Raw genomic sequence first — 16,727 nt, 5'->3', positions numbered from 1 at the left:
GATCCTCCCCAGCGCGGTCGGATCGTGGGCCGTGCCTCGGCGCTCCGGAGAAGCCGTCCGTGGATTGCAAGCCTGTTGAGATGGGTGGCCTGGGAAAGTGTTGGAAGAGGTCGTAGCGACCCGCTACGTCACGCCCCTGCGTGAGGGCGGTTCGCTCCCGGGGATCGTCGAGGCCGACGATCTCGGGACGTACGTCATGAAGTTCACCGGCGCCGGGCAGGGCCGCAAGACCCTCGTCGCCGAGGTCATCTGCGGGCAGCTCGCCCGGCGGCTCGGGCTGCGGGTGCCCGAGCTGGTCACCATCCAGCTCGACCCGGTCATCGGGCTCTCGGAGCCCGACCAGGAGGTGCAGGAGCTGCTGAAGGCGAGCGGCGGACTGAACCTCGGGATGGACTTCCTCCCCGGTTCGCTGGGCTTCGACCCGCTCGCGTACGAGGTGGACCCGGCGGAGGCCGGGAAGGTCGTGTGGTTCGACGCGCTCATCAACAACGTGGACCGCTCCTGGCGGAACCCGAACATGCTCGTCTGGCACGGCGACCTCTGGCTCATCGACCACGGCGCCACCATGATCTGGCACCACAACTGGCCGGGCGCCGCGGCCTCCGCCGCCAAGCCGTACGACGCCTCCGACCACGCCCTCGCGCCCTTCGCCCCGGACATCGCCGCGGCCGCCGCCGAACTGGCCCCGCTCGTCACCCGGGAGCTGCTGGACGAGGTCGCCGCCGACGTGCCCGCCGCGTGGCTGGTGGACGAGCCCGGATTCGACTCCGCCGACGCGGTGCGCGCCGCCTACGTGGAGGCGCTGCTGCCCCGCGCGGCCACCATCCACGAGCGGATCACCCTCGGCCCGCGTACCGAACGCCGGCCGCAGCAGCCGCCCGGCTGGCTCGCCGACCGCCTCGCCCCCCGCCCCGCCCAGAAGGACAGCACGACGTGACCGACCGCGATGTCTTCGAGTACGCGCTGCTGCGCGTGGTGCCGCGCGTCGAACGCGGCGAGTGCTTCAACGCGGGCGTGGTCGTCTACTGCCGGGCCCGTTCCTTCGTCGCCGCCCGCACCCACCTCGACGAGGCCAAGCTGGCCGCGCTCGACCCGGCGGCCGACGTGACCGGCGTCCGCGCGGCGCTGCGCGCCGTCGAGGGCGTCTGCCTGGGCGGGGACGCGGCCGGGCAGGCCGCCCGCGACGACGCCGGCCGGCGGTTCCGCTGGCTGATCGCGCCGCGCTCCACGGTGGTCCAGCCGGGCCCGGTCCACACCGGCCTCACCGGCGACCCCGAGGCCGAGGTGGAGCGCCTGCTCGACCTTCTCGTGCGGTGACGCGCCGCCTTTCGCCGGGGGAGTGACGACGGAGTGACGGGGTGCACCCGGTGGGCCGTTGACACCGGGTGCCAGGGCTTCTAGCGTCTCGTCCTGCGGTCGATACTAAGCGGTCGCTCATGTGCCCGGGGGAGAGCCCGGGCTCCCTGAGGGCGAGGAGAAGCAAGCATGTCCACCACCGAGCAGCGCGTAGCCGTCGTCACCGGTGCCGCACGGGGCATCGGCGCCGCCACCGCCATCCGCCTCGCGGCCGAGGGCCGCGCCGTCGCCGTCCTCGACCTCGACGAGGCGGCCTGCAAGGACACCGTCGAGAAGATCACCGCCGCCGGCGGCCGCGCCCTCGCGGTCGGCTGCGACGTCTCGGACGGCGCCCAGGTGGAGGCCGCGGTCGCCCGCGTCGCCGCCGAACTCGGCGCGCCCACGATCCTCGTGAACAACGCCGGCGTCCTGCGGGACAACCTCCTCTTCAAGATGTCCGAGGACGACTGGGACCTCGTCATGAACGTGCACCTCAAGGGCGCGTTCCTGATGGCGAAGGCCTGTCAGAAGCACATGGTGGACGCGGGCTTCGGCCGGATCGTCTCGCTGTCCTCCTCCTCGGCGCTCGGCAACCGCGGCCAGGCCAACTACTCCGCGGTCAAGGCCGGCCTCCAGGGCTTCACCAAGACGCTCGCCAAGGAGCTCGGCAAGTTCGGCGTCACCGCCAACGCCGTCGCCCCCGGCTTCATCGTCACGGAGATGACGGCCCAGACCGCCGAGCGGGTCGGCATGGGCTTCGAGGAGTTCCAGGCCGCCGCCGCCTCCATGATCCCGGTCCAGCGGGTCGGCCGCCCCGAGGACGTCGCCAACGCCATCGCCTTCTTCACGGGCGACGACGCCGGCTTCGTCTCCGGCCAGGTCATGTACGTGGCCGGCGGCCCGCTCAACTGACCCGGCGCGGCGAGAGAGGACAACAGGGATGACCGCACAGCAGCCGCCGGAGCTCTCCGGCAGGGTCGCACTCGTCACCGGCGCAAGCCGGGGCATCGGCTACGGCATCGCCGAGGCGCTCGTCGCCCGCGGTGACCGGGTCGTCATCACCGGGCGGGGCGAGGACGCCCTCAAGGAGGCCGTGGAGCGCCTCGGGGCGGACCGGGCCGTCGGGGTCGCCGGAAAGGCCCACGACCCCGCCCACCAGGCCGCCGCCGTGGCCGCGGCCATGGACGCCTTCGGGCGCGTCGACCACCTGGTGAACAACGCGGGCACGAATCCGGTCTTCGGCCCCATCGCGGACCTCGACCTGGACGTGGCGCGCAAGGTCTTCGAGACGAATGTCGTCTCGGCGCTCGGATTCGCGCAGCGCACCTGGCACGCGTGGCAGAAGGAACACGGCGGCTCGATCGTGAACATCGCGTCGGTCGCCGGAATCTCCGCCTCTCCGTTCATCGGGGCGTACGGCGTCAGCAAGGCCGCCCTGATCAATCTGACCCAGCAGCTCGCGCACGAATTCGCGCCGGTGGTGCGAGTGAACGCGATCGCGCCCGCCGTGGTCAAGACGAAATTCGCCCAGGCGCTCTACGAGGGCCGGGAGGCCGAGGCCGCCGCCGCGTACCCGATGGGCCGGCTGGGCGTGCCGGAGGACATCGGGGGCGCCGCTGCCTTCCTGACCTCGGAGCAGTCCGGCTGGATCACCGGTCAGACGCTCGTCGTCGACGGGGGCATTTTCCTGAACGCCGGAGTCGGGTGACCGATTACCGGACACTTTCCGGATTTCCTGTCCGGATTGGCCCCGGTTGCATCTCGATCGTCTCAAGTGCCCCGCCGGGCTCACCCATTGACCTGGCGGGGTACTGCGGTATCGTCGGCCGACCCCAGGCTGAACGAGGAGCGTGCACGTGTTCAACCGGACGAGTCTGCAGGCCGCTGCAGCCCTTGCGTCCATATCCCTGGTATCCGGGTGCGGTGTTTTCACGGATACCGAGTCCGCCGGGGAGCAGAGGATCACGATCGGGACGACGAGTTCTCCCACGACACTCGATCCGGCGGCTTCCTGGGACAATTCCTGGGAGCTTTTCAGGAACGTCTACCAGACTCTGGTGAGTTTCCCGACGGGAAGCACCTCGCCGAAGCCCGACGCGGCCGAATGCAAATTCACGGACGCGTCCAGCAGGGTCTTCGAGTGCACGCTCTTCGAGGGGCTCAAGTTCTCCAACGGCCACCCGCTCGACGCCAAGGCCGTGCAGCACTCGATCGAGCGCATCCGCACGATCGACGCCGAGGGCGGCCCCAACGGCATGCTCGGCTCGCTCGACACCATCGAGACGGTCGGCGACCGCACCGTCGTCTTCAAGCTCAACAAGGCCGACGCCACCTTCCCCTTCGTCCTCGCCACCCCGGCGATGTCGATCGTGGACCCCGCGGAGTACCCGGCCGACCAGCTCCGCAAGCAGGACGGCAAGATCGCCGGCTCCGGCCCGTACGTCCTGGACGGGTACGAGGTGCGCAAGCGCGCCGAGCTGTCCCGCAACCCGAACTACAAGGGCTTCGCCGACCGCAAGAACGGCGGCGTGACCATCAAGTACTTCGACCAGTCGGAGGCGATGGTCGCGGCGCTGCGCGCCGAGGAGATCGACGCCACCTACCGCGGCCTCACCGCCGAGGAGGTGACCTCCCTCGAGGACGACAAGGAGGAGAACAAGGGCCTCCAGCTCGTCGAGTCCACCGGCGCCGACATCCGCTACCTGGTCTTCAACACCCAGGACAAGTCGGTCGCCGACCCCGCCGTCCGCCGCGCCATCGCCCAGCTCGTGAACCGCGACGAACTGGTCAGCAAGGTCTACCGGGGCACCGCCGAGCCCCTGTACTCGATGGTGCCCAAGGGCATCGCCGCCCACACCACCAAGTTCTTCGACACCTACGGCCACCCCGACAAGGCCAAGGCGAAGAAGATCCTGCGCGAGGCCGGCATCACCGACAAGGTCGAGCTGAGCTTCTGGTACACGACCGACCGGTACGGCTCCTCGACGGCCGCCGAGTTCGCCGAGCTGAAGCGCCAGCTGGAGGCGTCCGGCCTGTTCGAGGTCACCGTCCAGGGCAAGCCGTGGACCGAGTACCAGGCCGCCTACCAGCAGGGCGAGTACGCGGTCTTCGGCCGCGGCTGGTTCCCCGACTTCCCGGACCCGGACAACTTCGTCGCCCCCTTCCTCGGCAAGAAGAACGTCCTCGGCACGCCCTACCTGAGCCCGCGGATCACCGACGAGCTGCTGCCGAAGTCCCGCCGCGAGAGCGACCGCGGGGCCGTCTCGGACGAGTTCGAGGAGGCCCAGGCGATCATGGTGGAGGACGTGCGGCTGCTGCCCCTGTGGCAGGGCAAGCTGTACATCGCGGCCCGTGAGGACATCGGCGGCGCCGAGCGCGCGCTCGACCCGCAGACCGTCATGCAGCTGTGGGAGCTGCACCGCCGGGCCAGCTGGTAGCCGTCGCGGGGAGCCCGCCGGGGCCCGTTGTCAGTGGGCCCCGGTAGGTTCCTCACCGGAACTGCCGAGCACCGGAGGTTGTGGACCGTGACCGACATCAGCATGCTGCCCGAGTCCTGGCGGGGCGTCCTCGGCGAGGAGCTGGCCAAGCCGTACTTCGCCCAGCTCACCGAGTTCGTCGAGCAGGAGCGGGCCGCCGGGCCGGTCTACCCGCCGAAGGACGAGGTCTTCGCGGCGCTCGCCGCCACCCCGTACGACAAGGTGAAGGTGCTGATCCTCGGTCAGGACCCGTACCACGGCGAGGGGCAGGGCCACGGCCTGTGCTTCTCCGTCCGCCCGGGCGTGAAGACCCCGCCGTCGCTGCGGAACATCTACAAGGAGATGCACGCCGAGCTGGGCCACCCGATCCCGGACAACGGCTATCTGATGCCGTGGGCCGAGCAGGGCGTCCTGCTGCTGAACGCGGTCCTCACCGTCCGCGCCGGCGAGGCGAACTCGCACAAGGGCAAGGGCTGGGAGAAGTTCACCGACGCCGTCATCACCGCCGTCGCCTCCCGGCCGGACCCAGCCGTCTTCGTCCTCTGGGGCAACTACGCCCAGAAGAAGCTCCCCCTCATCGACGAGGAGCGGCACATCGTGGTGAAGGGCGCCCACCCCTCGCCGCTGTCCGCGAAGAAGTTCTTCGGCTCGAAGCCCTTCACCCAGATCGACGCGGCCGTCGCCGCCCAGGGCCACGAGCCGATCGACTGGCGCATCCCCGACCTCGGCTGAGCCTCGGCGGGATCCGGGCCGCGGCCGGTTAGCGTCGGACCTCCACGCAGTGCGAGCGCCGGGAGGCCGCGGTGACCGAGCAGCAGCGGACGTCGGACGAGGCCGTCCTGACCAGGATCGGGCAGGCCAGGATGCTGCTGCACGGCGGGGACCGGGAGGAGGCCCGCAACCGCCTCGGCGCCCTGTGGCAGCAGCTCGGCCCCGACGGGGACCCGCTGCACCGCTGCACCCTCGCCCACTACCTGGCGGACACCCAGGACGACCCGGACACCGAACTGGCGTGGGACCTGCGGGCCCTCAGCGCCGCCGAGGGCCTGGAGGACGGGCGGCTCGCCGCGCACGACTCGGCCGCCGCCCTGCGGGCCCTCTACCCCTCGCTCCACCTCAACCTCGCCGCCGACTACGCCAAGCTGCGCCGGCCGGACGCCGCGCGGGCCCATCTGGAACGGGCCCGCGTGGCCTCCGAGGCCCTCGACGACGACCGGTACGGCCAGGGCGTCCGGGCCGCGATCGAGCGCCTGGCCCGGCGGCTCCGCGAAGGGTGAGGGCCGGCTTCTCGCAGGGGCCCGCTTCTCGCACGGGCCTGCTTCTCGTGCGGGCCCGCTTCCCGTGTGCGCCCGCCTCCCGTACGGGCCCTAGTTCCCGTACGTGTCCCGGCAGAGCCCGGCCTCGACGCTGGCCGGGGCCCAGCCGCCGTACCGCTCGCCCAGCTCGCACACGTCCTTCGCGGAGACAGGCGGTGTCCGCGTCTCCCGCAGCCGTTCCGTCAGCCGCTCCAGCTCCCGGGCCTCGGGCACGGGAGGCCGCGGCGGCCGGACCGTCCGGGACGGGGCCTCGGGGTGCCGGGCGGCGGGTGGCGGCGGCGCGGGCGAGGGAGCGGTACGGGGCGGGGCAGCGTCGCCGGTGGCGCGGCGGGTCTCGCCGCGCGGCCGGGGGGCCGCGGCGGACGGCGAGGGCGACGGCAGGGCCGCTTCCAGTGCCTCCCTGGCCGGGCCCTGGAGGACGATCTGCGGCGCCACGTCCTGGGCGGCGGGTTCGGGACCGGAGGGCGGCGCGGGGGCCGGGGCGGGCGCCGGGGCCGGCCCGTCGACGGCGACGCACCCGGTCAGGCCGGCGGCGACGGCCGCGCCGGCCAGGAGGCGCGCGGAGGTTCGGGTTCTGTGCACCCGCGCCACTCTGCTGGTCCCGCGCCGGTCTTCGAACCCCTACCGGCGGGGAATGCCCCGCACGGGTGAGCGCCCCGTCACCCTCCTTGACCGATCACGGGCCGGGGCGCGGCCAGGGCAAGAGGCCGGGGCGGCGGGGTCAGGCGCCGGTGGCGCCGTCGACGCGCTCGCGGAGCAGGTCGGCGTGGCCGTTGTGCCGCGCGTACTCCCCGATCATGTGGAGGTAGATCCAGCGCAGGTTGACGAGGTCGCCGGCGCGGTGGTGGCCGCCCGCGCCGACGTCGTCGAGGTCGTGGCGGGCGGCGAGCTTCCGGGCGTGCGCGATCTCGGCCTGCCAGGTGGCGTACGCCTCCGCGTAGGTGTCGTCGCCGGTGGTGCGGATGCCCCGGTCGTGCTCCTCGTCGGTGGCGTACAGCCAGGTCGCCTCCTCGCCGCCGAGCACCCGGCGGAACCAGCCGCGCTCGACCTCCGCCATGTGACGGACCAGGCCCAGCAGATTGAGCGGCGAGGGCGGGGCGGCGGCGGTCCGGAGCTGCGCGTCGGACAGGCCCGCGCACTTCAGCGCGAGGGTCGCGCGCTGGAAGTCCAGCCACTGCTCCAGGGCCTGCCGCTCACCCGCGGCCGTGTCGGGCCAGACGCGCTCGGGCGCTTCGGTGTCGTCCGTGGTCATATGGGGCATCGTGACGGATCATCGCGGCCCGGCGCCAGGGGTTCCGGGCGACGCCCCGGTGAGCATGCCGCGCAGCAGTTCGGCGAAGCCGGTCCGCAGTTCCGCGCGGCTCGGCACGGCCGCGTGGAACGAGCCGGCGGCGCAGGAGAACATCAGCCCCTCGCACCAGGCGATCAGCGACAGCGCGTGCCGCTCCGGCTCGGGCGATCCGGCGCCGCGCATCATCGCCGTCACCGGATCGCGGAAGGCGGACCCGGCGCGGTCGAAGAAGCCGCGCAGTTCGGGGCGGCGGGTCGCCTCCAGGGCCAGCTCGTAACGGGAGACGAGCAGCGCCCGGTGGTCCGTCAGGTAGCGGTGCAGCGCGAGCGCGAGGGCGTCCGCGAGCAGGTCCGGGCCCGCGCCGGACGGCGGCAGCTCGTCCGGCGCGAGGACCTGCGCCTCGCGCTCGGCCTGCCGGCGTACCGCGGTCTCCAGGAGGGCCTGGCGGGTGCGGGCGTGGTTCGAGGTGGAGCCCTGTGGCAGCCCGGCCCGCTCGTCGACCGCGCGATGGGTCAGCCCGCGCATCCCCCGCTCCACCAGCAGGTCGAGCGCCGCGTCGCCGATCCGGTCGGCGCGGGACGGGGGAGAGGAGGCGGCCGGGGGCGGGGAGGCGGCCGGGGTGCGCGCGGTCATGGGGCCAACCTACCCATGGCCCCTGAACTACACCTGTAGTACGGTCGGAGGGTCTGGTCGACTACAGCTGTAGTACGTGGCGGGGTCGGCCGGCCATCCCGCCCTGCCGACCCGAGGGAGCCTTCATGCCGCAGCACCGTGCCGTCGTCCTGGGAGCGGGCATCGGCGGCCTCACCACCGCCGTCGCCCTCCACCGGCGCGGCTGGACCGTCACCGTCCTCGAACGCGCCGCCGGCCTCGCCCCCGTCGGCGCCGGCATCGCCCTCGCCCCCAACGCCCTGCGCGCCCTCGACGTCATCGGCCTCGGCGACCGCGTCCGCGACCTCGCCGCCTGGCAGGGCGACGGCGGGATGCGCTCCCCGGACGGCCGCTGGCTCGCCCGCACCGACGCCCGCGCCGCCGCCGCGCGCTTCGGTGACCCCCTCGTCCTCCTCCACCGCGCCACCCTCGTCGACCTCCTCGCCGCCGCCCTCCCCGACGGAACCGTCCGCACCGGCGCGCCCGCCGTGCTCGACCACCCCGGCGACGCCCGCACCCCCGCCCGCGTCACCACCCCGCAGGGCACCCAGGAGGCCGAACTCGTCGTCGCCGCCGACGGCATCCGCTCCGCCGCCCGCACCGCGCTGTTCCCCGCCCACCCCGGCCCTCGCTACTCCGGCTGCACCACCTGGCGGCTCGTCGTCCCCGCCCCCGGCCGGCCCTTCGCCCCGCACGAGACCTGGGGCGCCGGACGCCTCTGGGGCACCCAGCCGCTCAAGGACGGCCGGATCTACGCGTACGCCATGGCCGCCGCCCCCGCCGGCGCCCACGCCCCCGACGGCGAGCTCGCCGAACTCCGCCGCCTCTTCGGCGACTGGCACGAGCCCGTCCCCGAGATCCTCGCCGCCGCCGACCCCGACGGGATCCTCCGGCACGACGTCCACCACCTCGCCGACCCGCTGCCCGCCCACCACCGGGGCCGCACCGCGCTCCTCGGCGACGCGGCCCACGCGATGATGCCCTCCCTCGGACAGGGCGGGAACCAGGCCGTCGAGGACGCCGTGGTCCTCGCCCACCACGCCCGCGTCCCCGCCGCCTTCGACCCGGACCGGGCCCTCGCCGCGTACACCGCCGACCGGCTGCCCCGCACCACCGCCATCGTCCGCAAGGCGGCCCGCACCGGCCGTCTCACCCTCCTCTCCGCCCGCCCCGCCGTCGCCGTCCGCGACACGCTCGTCCGCACCGTCTCCCGCTTCGGGGCCGGCTTCCTCCTCCGCGGCTTCGACGGCATCGCCGACTGGCGCCCGCCCCACGCCGCCGACCCGTCCCGCGTAAGCTGACCTGCCGGAACGGCCCGACAGCCAAGGGCCGCCGGACCACCGCAGAGGGAGAGACCCCGTGAAGATCGGCTGCATCGGACTCGGCGACATCGCCCAGAAGGCGTACCTGCCCGTCCTCGCCACCCTCCCCGGGGTCGAACTCCACCTCCAGACCCGCACCCCCGCCACCCTGGACCGGGTCGCCGACACCCTCCACCTGCCGGCCACCCGCCGCCACCGCGACCTCGACTCGCTGCTCTCCGCCGGGCTCGACGCCGCCTTCGTGCACGCCTCCACCGCCGCCCACGCCGAGATCGCCGGCCGCCTCCTCGACGCCGGCGTCCCCACCTACGTCGACAAGCCGCTCGCCTACGACTACGCCGACTCCGAGCGGATCGTCGAACTCGCCGAGAAGCGGGACGTCTCCCTCGCCGTCGGCTTCAACCGCCGCCTCGCCCCCGGCTACGCCCAGTGCCTCGACCACCCGCGCGAGCTGATCCTGCTCCAGAAGAACCGCGTCGGACTCCCCGAGGAGCCGCGCACCTTCGTCCTCGACGACTTCATCCACGTCGTCGACACCCTCCGCTTCCTGCTCCCCGGCGAGGCCGACCACATCGACGTCCGCGCCCGCGTCCGCGACGGCCTCATGCACCACGTGGTGCTCCAGCTCTCCGGCGACGGCTTCACCGCCATCGGCATGATGAACCGGATGAACGGCTCCACCGAGGAGGTCCTGGAGGTCTCCGGCCAGGACACCAAGCGCCAGGTCCTCAACCTCTCCGAGATCGTCGACCACAAGGGGCAGCCCACCGTCCGCCGGCGCGGCGACTGGGTCCCCGTCGCCCGGCAGCGCGGCATCGAACAGGCCGTGCTCGCCTTCCTCGACGCCGTCCGCGAGGGACGCGTGCTCAGCGCCCGCGACGCCCTGCTCACCCACGCCCTGTGCGAGCGCGTCGTCCGCGACGCGCTGGACCAGGCCGCCTGAGCGCCCCGGCGCCCGCCGCCGCGCACACCGCCCCCACGACCACGAACGCCCCGTACAGCGGCCAGTCGCCCCAGCGGGCGTACACCGTCGCCGTCTCCGACAGCGGCAGCTCGCGGACCACGGCGCCGCTCGCGTCCGTGCCGAGCGGCGGCCCGACGCGCTCGCCGCCGGGGCCGTACGCGGCGCTGATCCCGGTCAGCGTCGCGTGCACCACCGGACGGCCCGTCTCCGCCGCCCGGAGCGCGGCGAGTGTCGTGTGCTGCGCCGGCGCCCAGCTCCGCTGGAAGGTGCTGGTCGCCGACTGCACCACGATCAGGCCGGCGCCCTCCCGGACCAGCCGGCGGCTCATGTCGGGGAACGCGGACTCGAAGCAGACCAGCGGCCCGACGCGCGCCCGCCCGCCGTCCGGCACCCGCATCACGACCGGTTCCGTGCCCCGCCGCCGGTCCTCCTCCGCCGCCTTGCCCACCGACGTCGCCCAGCCGAGCAGGCCCCGTGCCGGCACGTACTCGCCGAAGGGCACCAGCCGCATCTTGTCGTACCGGTCGCCGGTCGGCCCGCCGGGCGCGAAGAGCAGCGCGCTCTTGTAGATGCCGGGGCGGTCGGCACGGCGGGCGTCCACGTTCACCAGGACCGGGGCGTCCACGGCCCGCGCGAGGGCGGTGAGCCGCGCGGTGAGCGCCGGATCGGCGGACGGGTCCCGGGCCACCCCGCTCTCGCCCCACACCACCAGGTCCAGCCGCTGCCCGGCGAGGCCGCGGGTCAGGTCCACCGCCCGGTCGAGCCGCCGCTCGGCGCCGTCCGTCCCGCCGTGCAGCCCCGGCTGCACCATCGCCACCCGCACCGTGCCGGACGGGCGCGGCGCCCCGACGCCCCACGCCCCCGTCGCCGCCACCAGCGCGCACGCGGCGAGCCCCGCGACCCCGACCGCCCGCGGCCCCGGCACGGCGACCAGCAGCACCACCGCCGTGTTCACCGCCACCACCAGCAGGCTCACCAGCCACACCCCGCCCACAGACGCGAGGCGCAGCGCCACCGGCACGTCCCACTGGCTCGCCCCCAGCAGCCCCCACGGCCCGCCCAGCCCCTCCCACGACCGCACCAGCTCGATCAGCAGCCACCCCGACGGCACCGCGACCAGCGCGGCGGCGGCCCGCGCAGGCGTCGGCACCCCGCCGAGCAGCGCCCGTACCAGCACGCCCCACGGCAGCCATAGCAGCCCCAGCAGCGCCGCCATCACCAGCAGGAACACATGGACGCTCGGCAGCAGCCAGTGGTGCAGCGCCAGCAGGAACCCGACGCCCCCGCACCACCCGTCCAGCGCGGCGCGGCGCGCGCCCGGCGCCGTCCGCACCAGCAGCAGCGAGGGCACCAGGCAGACGTACGCCGCCCACCACAGCCCCGGCGCGGGGAACGCGAGCACCGGCAGCGCGCCGAGGACGACGGCGAGCAGCGACCGGAGCAACCCCGCCGTCCGCCCTGGTCCAGAAGCGCCACCGGGGTCCGACCCGGCGCGCGAGCCGTCCGGACCGGCGTCCGAGCCGTCCGGACCGGCGTCCGAGCCGTCCGGACCGGCGTTCCCGAAGGGGTTCCGCATGGCGTTCCTCCCGCCGTCGCCTCCAGTCTGCGCCCGGCCGCCGGGAAGGGCCCGGGGTCAGGGGAGGCGGCGCCAGCGCTCCTCGACGGCGACCGAGCGCAGCCGCCAGCCGTCCCGGGTGCGGCGGGCCACGAAGGCGTACCGGCCGCCGCAGACGAAGTCCTCGCCGGAGGCCGTCCGCATCGGGTTGACGTAGTCGGCGCGCACGTCGGCGGCGTCCCCGGTCTCCGCGTAGCCGGCGGGCCGGTGCAGGGTCACCCGGCGGTTGACGATGAGGTGCTGGCGCACCGGGAAGAGGGTCATGGTCTCCGCCAGCCAGCCGGCCACCTCGGCCGCGGGCCCCTCGATGCCGCCGGAGCCGGTGTAGTCGGCGCGTCCGTCGGGGGTGAAGAGGGCCCGGTAGGCGGTCCAGTCGGCGTCGTCCACCGCCGCCGCGTATCCGGTGACCAGGTCCTCCACGGCGAGCCGGTCCATCACGTTCGCGAGGTCCACGCGCTGCGTCATCGCCTCAGTGTCGGGCAGCGGGCCTGCGGGGCCAAGAGGCGTGCGCCCCCCGTCCCGTACGACGGTCATACTGGCCGGATGCGCATCGACGTCGATCCGTCCCTCACCGACCCCGCCGCCGTCTACCGGCTGCTGACCGCCACGGTCGTCCCCCGGCCGATCGCCTGGGTGTCCACCGTCGCCGCCGACGGCACGGACAACCTCGCCCCGCACTCCTTCTTCACCATCGCCTCGGTGAACCCGCCGGTCGTGCAGTTCACCTCGGTCGGCCGGAAGGACTCGCTGCGGAACGTGGAGGAGACCGGCGCGTTCGTGGTGAACCTCGCGCCGGAGGGCCTCTTCGAGCGGATCAACGCGACCGCGACGGACTTCCCGCGCGGGACGAGCGAGTTCGACGCGTGCGGCGTGGCGCGCGAGCCGAGCCTCCGGGTCAAGCCCCCGCGGGTGGCCGAGTCACCGGTGGCGCTGGAGTGCGAGCTGCACAGCACGCTCCGCATCGGGGACTCGACGGTGGTCTTCGGGCGCGTGGTGCACGTCGCCGTCGACGCGGCGCACGTGACCGGCGACGGCCACCCGGACATCACCCGCCTGCGCCCGCTGACCCGGCTGGGCCGGGACGAATGGGGCACCCTGGGCGACGTCCGCGCGATCGCCCGCGTGCCGTACCGGGGCTGAGCCGGCGCCGGAAACGGAACCGGGGCGGATCCCGTCGTACGGGACCCGCCCCGGCCGGGCGCGGCGAGCGGCGGGTCAGTGCCCGGACTCGCCCGCGTGCGGGCTGAGAACGTCCGTGCCGACCAGGACGAACAGCAGGACGCCGAGCGCGATCCGGTAGTACACGAACGGCATGAAGGACTTCGTCGTGATGAACTTCATGAACCAGGCGATCACCGCGTAGCCCACGCCGAACGCGACGAGCGTCGCGAAGACCGTCGGGCCCCACGACACGTGGCCGCCCTCGGTCGCGTCCTTCAGCTCGAAGACGCCGGAGGCGAGCACGGCGGGGATCGCGAGCAGGAACGAGTAGCGTGCGGCGGACTCGCGGGTGTAGCCCATGAGCAGACCGCCGGAGATCGTGGCACCCGAGCGCGACACGCCGGGGATCAGCGCCATCGCCTGGCAGAAGCCGTAGATCAGGCCGTCGCGGACGCCGAGGTCCTTCAGCGTCTTGCGCTCGCGGATGGCACGGTGCCGGCCGCCGAGCTCGTCGCGGGCGGCGAGCCGGTCGGCGACGCCGAGCACGACGCCCATCACGATGAGCGTCGTGGCGATGAGCCGCAGGTCGCGGAAGGGGCCCTCGATCTGGTCCTTGAGCGTGACGCCGAGGACGCCGATCGGGATCGAGCCGACGATCACCAGCCAGCCCATCTGGGCGTCGTGGTCGGAGCGCATGGACTTGTCCGTCAGTGACCGGCACCACGCCGTGACGATCCTGCCGATGTCCTTGCGGAAGTAGATCAGGACGGCGGTCTCCGTGCCGATCTGCGTGATCGCCGTGAAGGCGGCGCCCGGGTCCTCCCAGCCGGCGAACGCGGCGGTCAGCCGCAGATGCGCGCTGGAGGAGATCGGAAGGAACTCCGTCAGCCCCTGGACGAGTCCCAGGATGAACGCTTCGAACCAATTCATGGGGCTTGGGCCGTCCCGTTGTGCACTCGTGCGGTCATGAGGTCGAGCGCACTGTACCGCCCCGAGGTGACGCGTTCGTGATCAGGTGGCGTCGGCGGCGGTCCCTGTCCGGAACCACCCGTCCGCTCCCGGCGCGACCACGCCGCCGACGACACGTCAGGGAGCCGCGGCCGGCTCACGCTCCGGCACGGCCGGGGCGGCGGAGGCGGCCGGCGCCGGCCGCCGCAGCGCGTGCCGCTTCCGCCAGGCGACCACCGCCGCCGCCAGCCCGGACACCACGATGAAGCCCGCGGAGAACAGGAACGCCGGCGAACCCGGCTCGTCCGCCCGCGCGCCCGCCACCACGTAGGCGGCGGTGTTCGGGACCGTGCCGAGCGCCGTCGCCAGCAGGAACGGCACGTACCCCATGCGGGAGACCGCCGCGCAGTAGTTGGCGGCGGCGAACGGCACCCCCGGGAACAGCCGGATCGCCAGCATCGACCGGAAACCGTGCCGGCTCAGCTGCCCGTCCGCCGCCCGCACCCACCGCCCCCGCAGCAGCGGGCGCAGCGCGTCCTGCCCCAGCACCCGGCCCAGCGTGAACGACAGGCCCGCGCCCAGCACCGTCCCCGCGACCGCCGCCGTCAGACCCGCCGCCGACCCGAAGAGCGCGCCGGCCGCCAGGTTCAGCACCGGCCGGGGCACGAACGCCGCCGTGCACAGCCCGTACGCCACCGCGAACAGCAGCACCGCGCCCGCGCCGCCCGACCGCGGCCACCCCGAGGCGAGCAGCCGCTGCGGCTCGTACAGCAGCACCAGCGTCCCGGCGGTCAGCAGGACGAGCGCGAGCAGCGAGAGCCGCGCCCGGGGCGAGAGCAGGGCCCGGGAGCAGCGGACGGCGAACGGGTCCGTCGGCCGGGGCACGGGAGCGAGCATCCCGGGAGACTAACGGAGACTTCCGTATGATCGCCGTAATGTGCGCCATCTCCGGCTCCGGGGCCGCCGCCGTCACCGTCCCCGACAGCGAGCTCGCCGACGTCCTCCTCGACCGGCTCACCACGCTCTACCCCGCCGCCGGGAACCCCTTCCGCGCGCAGGAGATGGTCGCGTACATGAAGGGGGTCGCGCCCTTCCTCGGCATCCGCTCGCCGGAGCGCCGCGCCCTCTCCCGCACCGTCCTCGACGGCACGCCGCGTCCCGGCGAGGACGACTGCGCCGCCGTCGCCCTGCGCTGCTTCGCCCTCCCCGAGCGCGAGTACCACTACTTCGCCGTCGACTACCTGCGCCGCCACGTGCGGCGCTGCTCGTCCGGCTTCCTGCCCGTCGCCCGCCGGCTCGTGACGACCGTCCCCTGGTGGGACACCGTCGACCACCTCGCCGCGCACGTCGTCGGCGGACTCGTCGCCGCCGACCCCGCGCTGGCCGGCGAGATGGACCGGTGGATCGACGACCCGGACCCCTGGATCGCCCGCACCGCCCTCCTCCACCAGCTGCGCTTCAAGGACGGCACGGACGCGGACCGGCTCTTCGCGTACTGCCTGCGGCGCGCCGCCGACACCGACTTCTTCCTGCGCAAGGCGATCGGCTGGAGCCTGCGCGAGTACGCCAAGACCGCGCCCGGCGAGGTGCGGGCCTTCGTCGCCGACAACCGCTCCCTCTTCTCCCCGCTCTCCGTCCGCGAGGCCCTCAAGCACCTGTGAACCCGAAGGGGCACCCCGCCGCGACCGGAGCGCGTCGGCTGCGCGACACTCGGGCCATGAGCGACAAGGGGACGCCCACGGGCGAGGTTGCGGCAGCGGGAACGGCGGGCGGCAGGACGGCACTGGTCCTCGGGGCGGGCGGACTCGTCGGCGCCGCCTGGGAGGTCGGGATCCTCCACGGACTCGCCGAGGCGGGCGTGGACCTCACCGGCGCCGACCTGGTCGTCGGCAGCTCCGCCGGCGCCGTCGTCGGCGCCCTCCTCACCTCCGGCACCACCACCCTCGCCGAGCTGTACGAGCGCCAGCTCGACGGCTCCGACACCGAACCGGCCGTCCGCTTCGGCGCCGGCACCCTGCTCCGCTACACCCTCGCCGTCCTCACCTCCCGCACCCCGGAGGCGTACGGGAGGAAGCTCGGCCGGCTCGCCCTGCGCGCCCGGACCGTGGACGAGGCCACCCGCCGGGCCACCGTCGCGAAGCGGCTCGGCGACGTCACCGAGTGGCCCGCCGGCGGCCGGCTCCGGCTGACCGCCGTCGACGCGGAGACCGGCGCGCTCGGCGTCTTCGACGGGCGCGCCGGCGGACCCGGCGGCGCCGGCGCGGGGCTCGTGGACGCGGTGACGGCCAGCTGCGCGATCCCCGGTGCCTGGCCGCCGGCGACCCTCGCCGGACGGCGCTGGATCGACGGCGGCATCCACTCCACCGCCAACGCCCACCTGGCGGCCGGCTGGGAGCGCGTGGTCGTCGTCGCGCCCAACGCGATGGGCAACAAGGCCGTCCACGCCCCCGCCCGCCAGGCCGGCGACCTCATCGCCGCCGGCGCCCTCGTCAAGGTGATCACCCCCGGCGAGGACGCCAAGGCCGTGATCGGCGCCCGCGCGCTCGACCCCGCCCAGCGGGGCGCCGCCGCCCGTGCCGGACGGGCCCAGGCCGCCGCGCACGCCCGGTCCGTCGCCGCCGTGTGGACGGGCTGACGGGAGCCGCCCG

19 protein-coding genes are annotated in these 16,727 nt (G+C 74.3%); 12 read left to right on the top strand and 7 right to left on the bottom strand.

Annotated elements, in window-relative coordinates:
- Positions 1 to 97: 97 nt before the first annotated feature.
- The 7 genes from ACFVQZ_RS09220 to ACFVQZ_RS09190 all read left to right on the top strand — a co-directional run bounded on the left by ACFVQZ_RS09220 (position 98) and on the right by ACFVQZ_RS09190 (position 6,088).
- Positions 98 to 937: a HipA family kinase gene (locus tag ACFVQZ_RS09220; RefSeq protein WP_030492364.1), complete on the top strand. Its 840-nt coding sequence runs from the start codon at positions 98 to 100 to the stop codon at positions 935 to 937.
- On the top strand, positions 934 to 1,317 hold the full coding sequence (locus ACFVQZ_RS09215) for a DUF3037 domain-containing protein (RefSeq protein ID WP_030492363.1): 384 nt from the start codon (positions 934 to 936) through the stop codon (positions 1,315 to 1,317). Before ACFVQZ_RS09220 ends, ACFVQZ_RS09215 begins: the two co-directional genes overlap by 4 nt.
- Before the next feature lie 168 nt (positions 1,318 to 1,485).
- Positions 1,486 to 2,247 carry a 3-oxoacyl-ACP reductase FabG gene (fabG, locus tag ACFVQZ_RS09210; protein ID WP_030492362.1) on the top strand — a complete coding sequence of 254 codons (762 nt, stop codon included), beginning with the start codon at positions 1,486 to 1,488 and terminating at the stop codon, positions 2,245 to 2,247.
- A gap of 28 nt (positions 2,248 to 2,275) precedes the next feature.
- On the top strand, positions 2,276 to 3,043 hold the full coding sequence (locus ACFVQZ_RS09205) for an SDR family oxidoreductase (protein ID WP_383620744.1): 768 nt from the start codon (positions 2,276 to 2,278) through the stop codon (positions 3,041 to 3,043).
- 148 nt (positions 3,044 to 3,191) lie between these two features.
- Positions 3,192 to 4,772: an ABC transporter substrate-binding protein gene (locus tag ACFVQZ_RS09200; protein ID WP_030492360.1), complete on the top strand. Its 1,581-nt coding sequence runs from the start codon at positions 3,192 to 3,194 to the stop codon at positions 4,770 to 4,772.
- Between the two features lie 87 nt (positions 4,773 to 4,859).
- Positions 4,860 to 5,543, top strand: coding sequence for a uracil-DNA glycosylase (ung, locus tag ACFVQZ_RS09195; protein ID WP_030492359.1), 684 nt, complete (start codon positions 4,860 to 4,862; stop codon positions 5,541 to 5,543).
- A gap of 71 nt (positions 5,544 to 5,614) precedes the next feature.
- Positions 5,615 to 6,088: a hypothetical protein gene (locus tag ACFVQZ_RS09190; protein ID WP_030492358.1), complete on the top strand. Its 474-nt coding sequence runs from the start codon at positions 5,615 to 5,617 to the stop codon at positions 6,086 to 6,088.
- Between the two features lie 90 nt (positions 6,089 to 6,178).
- Here ACFVQZ_RS09190 and ACFVQZ_RS09185 read toward each other — a convergent pair whose 3' ends face one another.
- The 3 genes from ACFVQZ_RS09185 to ACFVQZ_RS09175 all read right to left on the bottom strand — a co-directional run bounded on the left by ACFVQZ_RS09185 (position 6,179) and on the right by ACFVQZ_RS09175 (position 8,051).
- Positions 6,179 to 6,709 (bottom strand): hypothetical protein, encoded by a 531-nt coding sequence (locus tag ACFVQZ_RS09185; protein WP_383620741.1) that lies wholly within the window; start codon positions 6,707 to 6,709, stop codon positions 6,179 to 6,181.
- A gap of 139 nt (positions 6,710 to 6,848) precedes the next feature.
- Complete coding sequence (locus ACFVQZ_RS09180) at positions 6,849 to 7,388, bottom strand: DinB family protein (RefSeq protein WP_383620739.1); 540 nt, start codon at positions 7,386 to 7,388, stop codon at positions 6,849 to 6,851.
- 9 nt (positions 7,389 to 7,397) lie between these two features.
- Positions 7,398 to 8,051, bottom strand: coding sequence for a TetR/AcrR family transcriptional regulator (locus tag ACFVQZ_RS09175; protein WP_383620737.1), 654 nt, complete (start codon positions 8,049 to 8,051; stop codon positions 7,398 to 7,400).
- A gap of 125 nt (positions 8,052 to 8,176) precedes the next feature.
- Here ACFVQZ_RS09175 and ACFVQZ_RS09170 point away from each other — a divergent pair, with 125 nt between their 5' ends.
- Both ACFVQZ_RS09170 and ACFVQZ_RS09165 read left to right on the top strand, forming a co-directional pair.
- Positions 8,177 to 9,370 carry an FAD-dependent monooxygenase gene (locus ACFVQZ_RS09170; protein WP_383620736.1) on the top strand — a complete coding sequence of 398 codons (1,194 nt, stop codon included), beginning with the start codon at positions 8,177 to 8,179 and terminating at the stop codon, positions 9,368 to 9,370.
- Positions 9,371 to 9,428: 58 nt separating this feature from the next.
- The gene (locus ACFVQZ_RS09165; RefSeq protein WP_030492353.1) at positions 9,429 to 10,334 is read left to right on the top strand and encodes a Gfo/Idh/MocA family protein; all 906 of its coding nucleotides are present in this window, start codon (positions 9,429 to 9,431) and stop codon (positions 10,332 to 10,334) included.
- On the opposite strand, the gene lnt is transcribed toward ACFVQZ_RS09165, so the two are convergent.
- A complete protein-coding gene (gene lnt / locus ACFVQZ_RS09160; RefSeq protein ID WP_383620733.1) occupies positions 10,279 to 11,931 on the bottom strand; it encodes an apolipoprotein N-acyltransferase in 1,653 nt (550 codons plus the stop codon). The genes ACFVQZ_RS09165 and lnt overlap by 56 nt on opposite strands.
- 57 nt (positions 11,932 to 11,988) lie before the next feature.
- On the bottom strand, positions 11,989 to 12,435 hold the full coding sequence (locus ACFVQZ_RS09155) for a nuclear transport factor 2 family protein (RefSeq protein ID WP_383620731.1): 447 nt from the start codon (positions 12,433 to 12,435) through the stop codon (positions 11,989 to 11,991).
- A gap of 78 nt (positions 12,436 to 12,513) precedes the next feature.
- Between ACFVQZ_RS09155 and ACFVQZ_RS09150 the strand changes: the two genes are divergently transcribed.
- On the top strand, positions 12,514 to 13,110 hold the full coding sequence (locus ACFVQZ_RS09150) for a flavin reductase family protein (protein ID WP_383620729.1): 597 nt from the start codon (positions 12,514 to 12,516) through the stop codon (positions 13,108 to 13,110).
- Between the two features lie 75 nt (positions 13,111 to 13,185).
- On the opposite strand, the gene ACFVQZ_RS09145 is transcribed toward ACFVQZ_RS09150, so the two are convergent.
- Positions 13,186 to 14,061 carry an undecaprenyl-diphosphate phosphatase gene (locus tag ACFVQZ_RS09145; protein WP_030492349.1) on the bottom strand — a complete coding sequence of 292 codons (876 nt, stop codon included), beginning with the start codon at positions 14,059 to 14,061 and terminating at the stop codon, positions 13,186 to 13,188.
- A gap of 156 nt (positions 14,062 to 14,217) precedes the next feature.
- A complete protein-coding gene (locus ACFVQZ_RS09140; protein ID WP_036413375.1) occupies positions 14,218 to 14,976 on the bottom strand; it encodes a TVP38/TMEM64 family protein in 759 nt (252 codons plus the stop codon).
- A 38-nt stretch (positions 14,977 to 15,014) separates the two neighbouring features.
- Here ACFVQZ_RS09140 and ACFVQZ_RS09135 point away from each other — a divergent pair, with 38 nt between their 5' ends.
- Positions 15,015 to 15,740 carry a DNA alkylation repair protein gene (locus ACFVQZ_RS09135; protein WP_383620727.1) on the top strand — a complete coding sequence of 242 codons (726 nt, stop codon included), beginning with the start codon at positions 15,015 to 15,017 and terminating at the stop codon, positions 15,738 to 15,740.
- A gap of 56 nt (positions 15,741 to 15,796) precedes the next feature.
- Positions 15,797 to 16,714 (top strand): patatin-like phospholipase family protein, encoded by a 918-nt coding sequence (locus tag ACFVQZ_RS09130; RefSeq protein ID WP_051787333.1) that lies wholly within the window; start codon positions 15,797 to 15,799, stop codon positions 16,712 to 16,714.
- The last annotated feature ends 13 nt before the right edge of the window (positions 16,715 to 16,727 follow it).

It is taken from the genome of Streptomyces sp. NPDC057854, from assembly GCF_042797055.1.
Classification (GTDB): Bacteria; Actinomycetota; Actinomycetes; order Streptomycetales; family Streptomycetaceae; genus Streptomyces.
This window is presented reverse-complemented; position numbering and strand designations above follow the sequence as displayed.

Coding starts and splice junctions, on each gene's coding strand:
- ACFVQZ_RS09150 (WP_383620729.1), top strand. CDS start 12,514: ATGCGCATCGACGTCGATCCGTCCCTCACCGACCCCGCCGCCGTCTAC.
- ACFVQZ_RS09140 (WP_036413375.1), bottom strand. CDS start 14,976: ATGCTCGCTCCCGTGCCCCGGCCGACGGACCCGTTCGCCGTCCGCTGC.
- ACFVQZ_RS09145 (WP_030492349.1), bottom strand. CDS start 14,061: ATGAATTGGTTCGAAGCGTTCATCCTGGGACTCGTCCAGGGGCTGACG.
- ACFVQZ_RS09175 (WP_383620737.1), bottom strand. CDS start 8,051: ATGACCGCGCGCACCCCGGCCGCCTCCCCGCCCCCGGCCGCCTCCTCT.
- lnt (WP_383620733.1), bottom strand. CDS start 11,931: ATGCGGAACCCCTTCGGGAACGCCGGTCCGGACGGCTCGGACGCCGGT.
- ACFVQZ_RS09205 (WP_383620744.1), top strand. CDS start 2,276: ATGACCGCACAGCAGCCGCCGGAGCTCTCCGGCAGGGTCGCACTCGTC.
- ACFVQZ_RS09155 (WP_383620731.1), bottom strand. CDS start 12,435: ATGACGCAGCGCGTGGACCTCGCGAACGTGATGGACCGGCTCGCCGTG.
- ACFVQZ_RS09130 (WP_051787333.1), top strand. CDS start 15,797: ATGAGCGACAAGGGGACGCCCACGGGCGAGGTTGCGGCAGCGGGAACG.
- ACFVQZ_RS09135 (WP_383620727.1), top strand. CDS start 15,015: ATGTGCGCCATCTCCGGCTCCGGGGCCGCCGCCGTCACCGTCCCCGAC.
- ACFVQZ_RS09170 (WP_383620736.1), top strand. CDS start 8,177: ATGCCGCAGCACCGTGCCGTCGTCCTGGGAGCGGGCATCGGCGGCCTC.
- fabG (WP_030492362.1), top strand. CDS start 1,486: ATGTCCACCACCGAGCAGCGCGTAGCCGTCGTCACCGGTGCCGCACGG.
- ACFVQZ_RS09180 (WP_383620739.1), bottom strand. CDS start 7,388: ATGCCCCATATGACCACGGACGACACCGAAGCGCCCGAGCGCGTCTGG.